At 26.5% G+C, this 11,869-nt stretch carries 11 protein-coding genes and 1 other annotated feature; of the genes, 8 read left to right on the forward strand and 3 right to left on the reverse strand.

All coding sequences use genetic code 11. The features are described 5' to 3' along the window. Positions 1–258 precede the first annotated feature (258 nt). From OW729_RS11280 to OW729_RS11305, 6 genes are all read left to right on the forward strand, one after another. Positions 259–771 (forward strand): ferritin family protein, encoded by a 513-nt coding sequence (locus tag OW729_RS11280; RefSeq protein WP_268061612.1) that lies wholly within the window; start codon positions 259–261, stop codon positions 769–771. A gap of 212 nt (positions 772–983) precedes the next feature. Continuing rightward, entirely contained in the window at positions 984–1,721 is a 738-nt protein-coding gene (locus tag OW729_RS11285; RefSeq protein ID WP_268061613.1) for a DUF3298 and DUF4163 domain-containing protein, read from the forward strand. A gap of 303 nt (positions 1,722–2,024) precedes the next feature. Further along, the gene (locus OW729_RS11290; RefSeq protein WP_268061614.1) at positions 2,025–2,486 is read left to right on the forward strand and encodes a hypothetical protein; all 462 of its coding nucleotides are present in this window, start codon (positions 2,025–2,027) and stop codon (positions 2,484–2,486) included. A gap of 213 nt (positions 2,487–2,699) precedes the next feature. After that, complete coding sequence (locus tag OW729_RS11295) at positions 2,700–3,053, forward strand: PadR family transcriptional regulator (protein ID WP_268061615.1); 354 nt, start codon at positions 2,700–2,702, stop codon at positions 3,051–3,053. Position 3,054: 1 nt separating this feature from the next. Continuing rightward, a complete protein-coding gene (locus OW729_RS11300; RefSeq protein WP_268061616.1) occupies positions 3,055–3,624 on the forward strand; it encodes an HAAS signaling domain-containing protein in 570 nt (189 codons plus the stop codon). Between the two features lie 99 nt (positions 3,625–3,723). Further along, entirely contained in the window at positions 3,724–4,668 is a 945-nt protein-coding gene (locus OW729_RS11305; protein ID WP_268061617.1) for a DUF4097 family beta strand repeat-containing protein, read from the forward strand. A gap of 85 nt (positions 4,669–4,753) precedes the next feature. Here OW729_RS11305 and OW729_RS11310 read toward each other — a convergent pair whose 3' ends face one another. The 3 genes from OW729_RS11310 to OW729_RS11320 are packed head-to-tail and all read right to left on the reverse strand — an operon-like array spanning position 4,754 to position 8,470. Continuing rightward, positions 4,754–6,340, reverse strand: coding sequence for a hypothetical protein (locus tag OW729_RS11310; RefSeq protein ID WP_268061618.1), 1,587 nt, complete (start codon positions 6,338–6,340; stop codon positions 4,754–4,756). 29 nt (positions 6,341–6,369) lie between these two features. Further along, positions 6,370–7,782 (reverse strand): sensor histidine kinase, encoded by a 1,413-nt coding sequence (locus OW729_RS11315; protein ID WP_268061619.1) that lies wholly within the window; start codon positions 7,780–7,782, stop codon positions 6,370–6,372. Position 7,783: 1 nt separating this feature from the next. After that, positions 7,784–8,470, reverse strand: a complete 687-nt coding sequence (locus tag OW729_RS11320) for a response regulator transcription factor (RefSeq protein WP_268061620.1) — start codon at positions 8,468–8,470, stop codon at positions 7,784–7,786. A 278-nt stretch (positions 8,471–8,748) separates the two neighbouring features. On the opposite strand from OW729_RS11320, the gene OW729_RS11325 reads away from it, so the two are divergent. Both OW729_RS11325 and metG read left to right on the forward strand, forming a co-directional pair. After that, positions 8,749–9,204, forward strand: a complete 456-nt coding sequence (locus tag OW729_RS11325; protein ID WP_268061621.1) for a hypothetical protein — start codon at positions 8,749–8,751, stop codon at positions 9,202–9,204. 104 nt (positions 9,205–9,308) lie between these two features. Further along, positions 9,309–9,564, forward strand: a binding site (T-box leader). 163 nt (positions 9,565–9,727) lie between these two features. Continuing rightward, entirely contained in the window at positions 9,728–11,659 is a 1,932-nt protein-coding gene (gene metG / locus OW729_RS11330; protein ID WP_268061622.1) for a methionine--tRNA ligase, read from the forward strand. Positions 11,660–11,869: the final 210 nt, after the last annotated feature.

Here is an 11,869-nt window from a genome sequence, read left to right on the forward strand (position 1 = left end):
GTGGATATTATAACCTACAAAAAAAATTATAGCAATTTTTAAATATACTAAAAAAAATTAATACAAATAGTTTTAGCTAGTATACCTTCTTTTTCTTTTAATTTTTAAACCTATATTAATGTTGACAGTAATAACTGGAATTTCTATTTAAGCTATTACTTTTCTAAAAATTCTAATTTATAAATATAGTGTCAAAAGATTCTTTTAAGAATAAATTATTACTATAGGTATAGCATTTAATGGAGGTATTAAGTTTTTATGAGTTATACAACCAATAGGCAGCCTCAAGGAATCTCCTACTGTTTTACAAATAAAATACGTGAAGCCATGATAGCAGAATTAGTTGCTATAAACGATTATGCATATAACATAGCTCATTCTGATATTAAGGACATAAATGAAATATTGCACCATATAATGGAAGATGAAAAGAGACATTATGGCATGTTTTTAAAATTACTTAGGAAGTATGATCCAATACAATATACTAAATATATGGAAGTAAAAGAACATATAAAGTTAGATAAAGATGCAAAGTATTTAAATTTTTATGATAAGAATTCTGAGAAAATGATATTAAATTTTATAAGGGATGATATTAAAGGGGAGCTTGAAGCAATAATTTTATATGAGGAGCATTTAATGGAGATACCTTACAAAGATATTAAAGAAACATTTATGAAAGTTATTGAGGATGAGAAAGAACATGTTGAAGAGTTAACTTTATTACTTATGCATTATGATAAAGACAAGTATGGACCTATAGAGTAAATAGTAAAAGCTAGTTAAAATTTAAAATTTTAACTAGCTTTTACTATTTTGTAACCAACATGTAACTGCTTTGTAGTAAATATTGTTATTGGAGCATCTAAAATAGATTTAGACATAAATCTATTTTAGGGTGTTATTTTATAATATATTATTTAAAATATATCCTAGATTTAAGATATATAAATATAATTTATTTTTAGGAGGGTTTTAAAATGAAAGGTTTAGTTTGTATTGGACTAATTGCTTCAATTATAGGACCGACTTCTACAGCGATAGCAAGTGCACCTAATTCTAATGGTTTAAGTAAAGCTAGTACTAGTGTATCAAGTATAAACACAGTATCTTCAGTAAAAGTTCAAGGAAAAAAGATAATAAGCAAGGACAATTTATTATGTGCAGAATTGAATATTCCTACCATAAGTGGATTGCTAAATATTGAATTACAAAAACAAATAAATTCAATTTTAGAAAGAGATGCCATTAATTTTAAAGATGAAATAATCAAATCAGCAAAAGAATATGATGTTGAGGGAGTAGAACCAGAATTTAAAATACTTCCTTTCCAAGCTAATGTAGATTATAAAGTATCTTATAATAGAAATGATTTTTTAAGTCTGTATGTTGATTATTATCAGTATACAGGTGGAGCTCATGGGTCAACTACAAGAAAATGTTATAATATTGATCTTAAAACAGGGAAAGTATTGAATTTAAAAGATATGTTTAGTGAAAATTCAAATTATAAAGAGATTATTAATAAAATAGTAAAAACAGAAATACAAAAAAATCCTGAAAAATATTTTCAAGAAGATTTTCAAGGTATAGCAGATGAGCAGTGCTTTGTTGTAGAAGGAGATGATTTAGTTATATACTTCCAACAATATGAAATAGCGCCATATGCAGCAGGAATTCTTGAATTTAAAATACCTCTTTCTAAAATTAAAAAATAAGTATTCTAATCCTCAGATAGGAACATTCTTATCTGAGGATTTTAGATTATGATTAAGAAATTGTTGAATTTATATAACTGGCAGCTTGTTATAAAAGATACGGATTAATACATATTTATTTTTACTTATGGATTATTGGGTAAAATAAGTGTATGTAGTAAAAAATAAAGGAGAATATTCATTTGAAATAGAAGTAAAATAATTAGGGGATTTTGGAATAGATTAAGTTAACAAGAGAATATATTTTGCTTATATTTAGTTAAAACAAAAAGCATTAGACAAAGGTATTAGGGGGATATACAGATGCTTAGTAAGTTTATTGAAAAATTTATAAATAAGAAAAGTACTATACCTAATCAGAGTTTAATTTATACAAAAAATAAGCTTAAGCAACTTCTTTTTAATAATGGAAAAATACTAGATATACAAATTAATGAAAAAATAATAAGATTAGAAAAAAAAATAGAATATTTAATAGAAAATGATTATCATATTGAGGTTTTAGATGAGCTTAATGGTGTACTTATTGCATTGATAGAAGGTAGCATAAGCAAAGAAAAAATTCCTGAAGGATCTATCAAAAAGATAAAAGAGTCTCTAGATCAGTATGAAAAATTTATAGATGAAATTACTGAAAAATATGAAGATGAACATAATAAAGATCTGGAAATGAAAGAGAAGTTTATAAATGATCAGTTTGATAAGTTTACTGAAGTAGTAAAGAGTATGAGAGAAGATATAAAAAAAGGTAAAGGAAGTATATAAAAAAACGTAGTCTGAAATATGATAATAAAGGAAACTTCAGTTTAGTAAAGTTTCCTTTATTATCGCACTAGTAAAATTTAAAATAGAAATGTTTTTTATAAATATATTACAAGGTATTTTTTTAAGAATAGTACCTTGCAATGTATAATACTATATAATATACTATAATAGAGTAACGAGAATAGAGTTTAAATAAATAAGAAGGGATACTATATGGATACACAATTAAAAAAAGGAGTTCTTGAACTTTGCGTATTATCAGTTTTAAGAGATAAAGATTGTTATGGATATGAACTTGTGACGGAAATATCTAAAAATATAGAGATATCAGATGGAACAATTTATCCTATACTTAGGCGTTTAACAAAAGAAGGATATTTTAATACTTATCTAAAGGAATCAACGGAAGGACCACCAAGAAAATATTACAGTTTAACTGCGGAAGGAGAAAAGAAGAGGATACAACTTACTGAGGAATGGCAGGAGTTTGTTAAAGCTGTAAATAGAATAATTAAAGAAAATAAAGAACCAATTAGTGAGTTATTGTTTGAGAAAGGAGATAATTAGAGTGAAAAAACAAGAATATTTAAATATACTCTCCCAAAATTTAAAGGTTTCTAAAGAAGAAAAAGAAGAAATTCTTTATGATTATGAGGAACATTTTAGAGTAGGGATGGAAAATGGAAAATCAGATGAAGAAATAATAAGAGAATTAGGAGAACCTAAGGCTATAGCTAAGCAATATTCGGTTTATGAATTTGTAGAAAAGGCAAAAGAAAAACCTTCTCCCAAGAATATATCTTCAGCAATACTTGCTTTTATGGGAGTCGGATTTTTTAATTTGATATTTGTATTAGGGCCTGCTTTAGCTATGGCGGCTATATTATTTGCCTTAATTGTAATTTCTTTTTCAATTATTATTTCAGGATCTGCATTTGTATTAGCTCCAATACTAGTGCCATTAGGAATTGCTAATGTATCTAATATGCCTATTTTAGCAACGCCGTTTTTGGGAATTGGTTTTTTAGCTTTAGGAATATTAGCAACTAGAGGAAGTTATAAAATAAATAAAGGATTTTATAAAGTAATAATAAAATACATAGACAAAAATATAAAGATTATAAAAAATCAAGGATAAGTTTATTAATAATATATACTCGATAATATGTTTTTATTAGCTAATTAAAGTTGTAAATTGATATATATAAGTAAATATTTTACAAATGGAGTTGAATATATGATTAAATTATTTAAAAATATAAAGAATTTTCAATTAGTTATAATAGCTGTTTTAGGTATAGGAATAGGTTCAGTAATACTTTTTTTTAGTAATGACTTTAGTTTTAAAGGATTTTTTTTAGAGGATAATAAAAATGTTGTAAAAGAAGTTATTAAAGAGAATATGATACCATTGAGCAATATAAATAAAATTGATATTGATGCTGATAGTGCTGATGTAAATATAGTATCAGAAGAAAGAAGAGATATTAAAGTAAAGTTTGAAAAAGCTAAAGATAGTAAGAAGGTAAATTGTGATTTGAAGGTTGCAGTAAATAATAATAGTTTAGATATAAAAGTTTCTAATAATAAAAAAATGTTTAATATTATTTCAATGGGTAATTCAGAAAAAGTAACTATAACAATATATGTACCTAAAAACTATAATAAAAATTTAAATGTAGATACTTCTTTAGGTAGTATAGACTTAAAAGATATTAACTTAGATAATGTGATTTGTGAATTAGGATTAGGAAGTATGAGTATTACTAATGTACAAGCTAAGAATTTTAAATGTAATAATAAAAATGGGAAAATTATAGCTAATAAATTATATACAAATTCAACAACAATAAATGCTAGTTTAGGTAAAGCAATATTAAAAGAATTTACAGGAGCTTTAGAAATGGATATGGGTAATGGTAGTGCCGATATATCTTATGTTAAATTAAGTAACAATGTAAATATTAAACAGTCTTTAGGAGATGTAGATATATCATTACCTAAAAATGCAGAATTTTATTTGAATGCAGAGGCAAAGTTAGGAAACTTAGAATCTGATTTTCCTGTAACAATTCAGGGTAATGCAAAAGATGAAGATAAATTAGAAGGTATTGTAAAAACTGATAAATATAAAGTTACTATTAAAAACAGTAATGGAGATATAAATATAAAGCAGAGATAAGGATTTTAAATTTAAGTTTTTCACTATAAAGTTTAAATTTTAATGCCTATGTTTTAAGAAATTTTTATTTCTTAAAACATAGGCATTATTTTAATAAACTTTTTACTTGATCATCCCAAATTTTAACGTATTTTCCTATAGACCATTGAGACATTATAACTGATTCGCCACTTTTTAAAGGAATTATTTTTAAAGGTTTTTTACCAAGATTTTCATTTACAATATCATATATTAAGATTTGAGATTTTGTTACTACAAGCACAAAGTTTCTGTTTGGAGGAGAATAAGCGTCTAAAGCGTTAGAAACTCTTTCCTTTATTATATTCCAAGTAGGATATAAGGAATCATATCTTATTAATTCTTTTGACGCCATTATAGGTATATCAAAATCTCCAAACATATCTTTATAAGCTTCAGAAGAATGGTTTAGTCTTCCTATTAAGTTCCATTTACCATTCTTACGATTTAATCCGAAATTATACATTCTAGGGAAATTTTCTAATTTTTGTCTGGAGTCATAATTTAATGAATTAAGGTAAGTCGCGGCTCCTTGTTTAAGTGCTTTAATACCTTGTTCTCCTAATAATTTATCTATAGAAACAGCTTGTAATGTAGAAGCATTTACCATATCTAAAGGGACAGTATTTAAAAAGCTATATTTATAAGTGGTATTAGTGGAATTATTATATCCACCATTATTCAACTCTAGTGAAATGTAGTCACTTCCTACAAACGTTATATTTGCTAAAGAATAAGAATTCTTTTTGATTGAAATATCATTATTCAATATATCTTCAGAATTTTTTTCTATGGGATAAGCATATATATGGTCTTTTACATAAGAGTTATCTACATTTACAGTTCTTTTAGATTCAACTTTCCAAAAACCATTGGGCCTTGGAGCTAATATATATGGAAGCTCATTGTTAGATACTACAGAATCTCCATTAAAATTAATCCATAAAGTTCTATATACAGGTTCTACTTCTTGAGAAGTAGAATATTTGTAAGGTATTTTATATGTAGCAGGTTTATATGATTTTAAACCAAGCAACACGCCAGAGTTAAATTGGTGAGAAAGTTTATATGGATACACAGAGTTATTATATTCATTTGTAACCTTGGAATTTTTGGCTATATCGCTCTCAATGCTATCTTTATCATCTAATGTAGTATCAAAATCAGTTTCTGAAGAACTAAGCTGTTTATTTTTAGATAATCTAAAGAAGGTTCCATTTTTACATGTTAAGATTCTGTTTTCATCTAATATAGCAAAAGAGGCTAAAAAATTTTCATGATATGTAACAGTTACAATTTGGATTGTATCTTTATGTATATCTAAACTTTCAGGTTTAATTGAGTAATTTCCTATAAAGTAGTTTTGGGCATTAACAGTTTTTATCTTATATTTTGGATTTCTGCATACATCATCAAAAAATGTTATTTTATTTTTACTGAATGAAACTATTTTTTCCATTTCACTTTTTATTTTGGATATATCTGAAGAGGATTGATCAGCGTAATATTTATCTGCTATCCAAACACCTTCGAGAGGCATGTTATAATTTTCAGGAGGTAATATTTTAGAGGAATCTGATAAGGCATTTTTGTTGCAACCAACAAAAATTAATGGTAAAAATAGTATAAACAAAAAAAGTTTAATGTGTTTCATATATTATAAACCTCCTAATGTAATAGTTTTTAGAGATTATTAGAGGAGTCAATAGTAATCTCCATAGGTAACATGATTTGTATTTCAGTTCCATTATTCTCCTCACTAAATATATTTAATACTCCATTATGAAGTGAGACTATTTCATTACAAATAGATAAACCAATACCATTTTTAGATTTAGTATTCTTGCCCTTATAAAATTTTTCTTTAACTTTAGGTAAATCTTCTTTTGGTATTCCACATCCAGTATCTTTTATAGTTATAAATAAATAGTTATCTCGTATATTAGTAGATATTAAAATTTCTCCACCACTTGGAGTAAATTTAAAAGAGTTATCTAATATATTCATAAATAACTGCTTAAATCTATTTTTATCAGCATATATATTTGGAATTAAGCATTCATTTGTAATTAAAATTTTAATGTTTTCTCTTTGAGATCTTGGAGTTAATTGTTTTATCATATGATTTATAAATTCATTTAAGTCAATTAACTCTTTTTTTAGAGTTATTTTCCCAGATATAAGTTTGGAAAAATCAAGTAATTCTTCAACTAATAATGTTAATCTATCAGATTCTTGTTCAATTATTTTGAGTCCATCTTCAAATTCAGACTTATTCTCAGGATCACATAAACTTAAAGCGACTGCCCAACCTTTTATGGAAGTTAGGGGCGTTCTTAGTTCATGGGAGACTGAAGCTATAAATTCATTTTTTAACTTTTCATTTTTTAATATTTCCTCAGACATATAATTTAAAGTGTCAGTAAGTTTCCCAAGTTCATCATCAGTAGTTTTTTTTATTTTTTCTTCTAAATTACCAGAAGCCATCTTTTCAGCGCCATCAGTTATTATTTTTATAGGCTTAGTGATTTTTTTTGATACAAAAATACTAATAATACTAGATAGTAATATTACAGATAAACCTATAAAAATTAAAAAATTAGATATTTCTTTAATAGTTTTATCAACTTTTTCCATAGAAGTTATAAATCTTAGTACTCCTTCGATTTTGTTTTGCTTTTTTAAAGGACAAGCTACTGACATTAATGTTTCATTTGACTTAGGATTTTCATAGATAACATAACCTAAATCTCCAGAAGAAGCTGCTTTAAAGTCCTTAGAATCTATAACTTCAGTTTGATAGTAGCCAATTGAATCCATTAAAATATTCCCAGATAGATCTAATATTTGGACTTGAGCAGGAGTGTTTTTCCAAAACACATCTACATCAGCAGCAATATTTTCTTCAAGACCTGTTGAAGAAAGATATGTATTATAGAATTGAGCTGACATTTTTATTTGGTTTGATAAAAAATCCTTCGTATTATCATAAAAATATTTTCTTATAGAAGATATTAAGAAGACTTCACAAATGAAAACTGTTAGAACTATTATTAAAAAGTAACTTTTAAGTAATCTAGTTTTTATTGATTTCAAATTAAATCTCCTTCCATCTATAGCCCATACCCCAAACAGTTTCAATATAATTTGGAGACGAAGGAGTTTCTTCTAATTTATTTCTTAGTCTACGTACATTTACATCTACTATTTTAGGATCTCCAACAAAGTTATATCCCCATACAAGGTCTAAAAGCTTATTTCTGCTTAAGGCTTTATTAGGATTTTGCATAAATATTTTCATGAGTAAAAATTCTTTTGGAGTTAAATTGACAGTAATAGTATTTTTAAAAGCTATTTTGCAGTTCATATCTATTTTAAATGGACCTGATTCAAGTATATCAGAAGCGTTATTATCATGAGAATTAATTCTTCTTAATAATGAATTTATTCTAGCAGATAATTCTAATGGATTAAAAGGCTTGACCATATAATCATCAGCGCCATATTCTAAACCTTTAATTTTGTCTATATCTTGTCCTCTTGCAGTTAACATTATTATTCCTATATCAGGGTAATCTTTTCTTACTATTTCACATACTTTAAAACCATCAATACCAGGAAGCATTATATCTAAGAGTATAATATTGGGGTTTTCTATATTTACTTTTTCTAAGCCATCTTCTCCAGTTCCAGCCTGAATAACAGTAAATCCTTGTTTACTTAATACTAATTTTACAAACTTTCTTATAGATTCCTCATCTTCTATAATTAAAACTTTATTCATAATTATCACCTCAAAAAAATTATACTGTAAATGACAAATTTAACTATATATACTTAAGTATATTGTCCTAAAATTACATTATATAATGGTTAAGAAAGTATTACAATTTTAAAATATATACTAAAAGAAAAATTTGTAAAGATTAAAGTTCTAAAATTATTAAATAAATGAAAAATATTAAATTGTAATAGAATAATAGAAATAATATAATAGAATAAAATGGAACTTATTAGTAGAACTGATTATATAGAGTAATTATAGATAAAAGAGGTGGAAGGATGTTAAATGATAATTTAAATGGTTTGAAAAAATTTGGTAAATTTAAATCTCTTAGATTAAAACAAGAGTCAATAGGTATAATATTGGATAGAATAATAGATACATATTCTAATGTTGGAAAATTTATTTTAGGAGGGATTTCAATGTATTCATATATTAAATATTTATCATCTATGCTTGAAAATGAAAAGGAAATACATGTTAGAAATAATGAATCATTAGATAAGATAAGTGAAATATTACAAGAAGAACTAAGACGAGAAGATATAAGTGAAGAAGAGAAAAAAGATATATATAAATTATTAAGTCAAATAAGTTTTATACATAGAGATAGCCAAATTAAAAAGCCAAAACATGTAACATCAAGGCTTATATCTAGCATGGGTATTGTAGGATCAGTTACTGTAGCATTAGGAAGTGTATTTATTCATAACAAGTATAAAACTAAAAGATAAATAAGAATTGGAATAATTATTAATAATTTGGTCAATAATATTGACATATTAAGTTATATGTCATAATATTTAAAATAAGAGTTTTAAAAAATTATAAATTATAGATTAATGCATTGAAGAGAAGAGTAGTGAATAGAAGTGTCTAAAGAGAACTAGGGTAGGTGAAAGCTAGTGTCACGGAAGTTTATGAAGATGGCCTCGGAGCAGACTACTTGAATCTATTATTAGGGTAGTACGGAAGCAGCCGTTATACTGCAGGGTGATAAAATTAGCTATTAAGTTGAGGAGTCACTTATTAAGGTGTTTGTCGTGAGGCAAAAACAAATTAGAGTGGTAACGCGTAAATTTTACGTCTCTAAACAGAAATAAACTGTTTAGAGGCGTTTTTATTTTATAAATAATAAAGAAAAACTAGTGCTGTGATGAAAAAGTTAAGTATAACATTAGATTATATTAAAGATTTTAACTTCAAAAATAATTTAAAACATATATAAAATTTAAATATAAAAAGGGAGGAATTTTAATGAGTAAAGGAAGTTATTATATAACAACACCTATATATTATCCATCTGCTAAATTGCACATAGGAAATACATATACTACAGTAGCTGCAGATGCTATAGCAAGGTTCAAAAAACTTACTGGGTATGATACTTTTTTCTTAACAGGAACAGATGAACATGGACAGAAAATCCAAAGACTTGCAGAAGCAAAAGGGGTTACACCTAAAAAATATGTTGATGAAATAGTTGCAGATATAAAAGACCTATGGAAGATTATGAATATAGATTATGATAAATTTATAAGGACAACTGATGACTATCATATTGAAACTGTTCAAAAGATATTTAAAAAACTATATGATCAAGGCGATATTTATAAGAGTGAATATGAGGGTTTATATTGTACTCCATGTGAATCTTTTTGGACAGAAACTCAATTAGTAGATGGAAAATGTCCTGACTGTGGGAGACCAGTTGAAAAAACTAAGGAAGAAGCTTACTTCTTTAAAATGTCTAAATATGCGGACAGACTTATAGAACACATAGAAACTCATCCAGAATTTATACAACCAGAATCAAGAAAAAATGAAATGTTAAACAATTTTTTAAGACCAGGTCTTCAAGATTTATGTGTATCAAGAACATCTTTTGACTGGGGAGTTCCAGTAACTTTTGACGACAAACATGTTATATATGTATGGATAGATGCACTTTCAAATTATATAACTGCTCTTGGATATAATCAAGAAAATGATGAGTTGTATAATAAGTATTGGCCAGCAAATGTACATCTCGTAGGTAAAGATATTTTAAGGTTCCATACAATTTATTGGCCTATAATGCTTATGGCTTTAGATATACCTCTTCCAAAACAAGTATTTGGTCATGGATGGCTTTTGGTTGATGGTGGTAAGATGTCAAAATCAAAAGGAAATGTAGTTGACCCAACAGTTTTGGTTGAGCATTTTGGAACTGACCCTGTTAGATATTATCTTCTACATGAAATACCATTTGGACAAGATGGACTTTATACTAGTGAAATATTTATAAAAAAGACAAATTCAGATCTTGCAAATGATTTAGGGAACCTTGTTAATAGAACGATTGCGATGATAAATAAGTATTTTGATGGAACAATTCAAGCTCCTACAGCTAAAGAAGAAATAGACGAAGATTTGATAAAAATAGCTCTTGAAGCTCCAACAAAAGCAGAAAAGAGAATGGATGAATTAAAAATACCTGAAGCTTTAGATGAAATATGGGCTCTTGTAAGACGTAGTAATAAATATATAGATGAAACTATGCCTTGGGTTTTAGCTAAAGATGAAACTAAAAAAGAAAGACTAGGTACTGTTTTATATAATTTAGTAGAGAGTTTAAGAATAGTTTCAGTAGTGCTATCAGCATTTTTACCAGAAACAAGCCAAAAAATAAAGAAACAATTAAATGTAGATCTTGCATCATGGGATAGTATAGCTTCTTTTGATGGAACAAAGGCTGGAACAAAAGTTGGAGAAGGAGAAGTAATATTCCCAAGAATAGATGTTGAAAAGAAATTAGAAGAACTTGCTAAGTTACAAGAAGAACAAAAACCAAAAGAAGAAAAAATAGAGATGGAACCTATAAAGCCTGAAATTACTATAGAAGATTTTGATAAAATTGATTTAAGAGTAGCGAAAGTTTTAGAATGTGAACCAGTTAAAAAAGCTAAAAAACTTCTTAAATTAAAAGTTGATTTAGGTGGAGAAATAAGGCAGGTAGTATCAGGTATAGCTAAATATTATAAACCAGAAGAAATGGTAGGCAAATATATTGTATTAGTAGCTAATTTAAAACCTGTAAAACTTATGGGAGAATTATCTCAAGGAATGATACTTGCAGCTTCAGACAATAAAGAAAGTTTAATAGCAGTAAATCCAGGAGAATTACCAACAGGAAGTAAAGTTAAATAATAGAATAATGTTGCGTCGCAACATTATAGTAGCGAATAGTGAAAAGTAAAGGAGGATTTTCCTTCTAGTGTAAGAAAATCTTTAAACTAAGTAAAAAATAAGGGGCTGTCGCATTAGCATAAAAAAATTTGCTAACGCGACAGCCCTTTTATTAATTATATAGTTATATGATAATATGTATTTATATTCAAAATGAGGTTTTATGTGGTA

It is taken from the genome of Clostridium brassicae (genome assembly GCF_026738875.1).
In the GTDB taxonomy this organism is placed as follows: Bacteria; Bacillota; Clostridia; order Clostridiales; family Clostridiaceae; genus Clostridium_H; species Clostridium_H brassicae.

Excerpts from the sequence above, each read along its gene's own strand:
- OW729_RS11280 (WP_268061612.1), top strand. The coding sequence starts at position 259 with ATGAGTTATACAACCAATAGGCAGCCTCAAGGAATCTCCTACTGTTTT.
- OW729_RS11285 (WP_268061613.1), top strand. The coding sequence starts at position 984 with ATGAAAGGTTTAGTTTGTATTGGACTAATTGCTTCAATTATAGGACCG.
- OW729_RS11290 (WP_268061614.1), top strand. The coding sequence starts at position 2,025 with ATGCTTAGTAAGTTTATTGAAAAATTTATAAATAAGAAAAGTACTATA.
- OW729_RS11295 (WP_268061615.1), top strand. The coding sequence starts at position 2,700 with ATGGATACACAATTAAAAAAAGGAGTTCTTGAACTTTGCGTATTATCA.
- OW729_RS11305 (WP_268061617.1), top strand. The coding sequence starts at position 3,724 with ATGATTAAATTATTTAAAAATATAAAGAATTTTCAATTAGTTATAATA.
- OW729_RS11310 (WP_268061618.1), bottom strand. The coding sequence starts at position 6,340 with ATGAAACACATTAAACTTTTTTTGTTTATACTATTTTTACCATTAATT.
- OW729_RS11320 (WP_268061620.1), bottom strand. The coding sequence starts at position 8,470 with ATGAATAAAGTTTTAATTATAGAAGATGAGGAATCTATAAGAAAGTTT.
- OW729_RS11325 (WP_268061621.1), top strand. The coding sequence starts at position 8,749 with ATGTTAAATGATAATTTAAATGGTTTGAAAAAATTTGGTAAATTTAAA.
- metG (WP_268061622.1), top strand. The coding sequence starts at position 9,728 with ATGAGTAAAGGAAGTTATTATATAACAACACCTATATATTATCCATCT.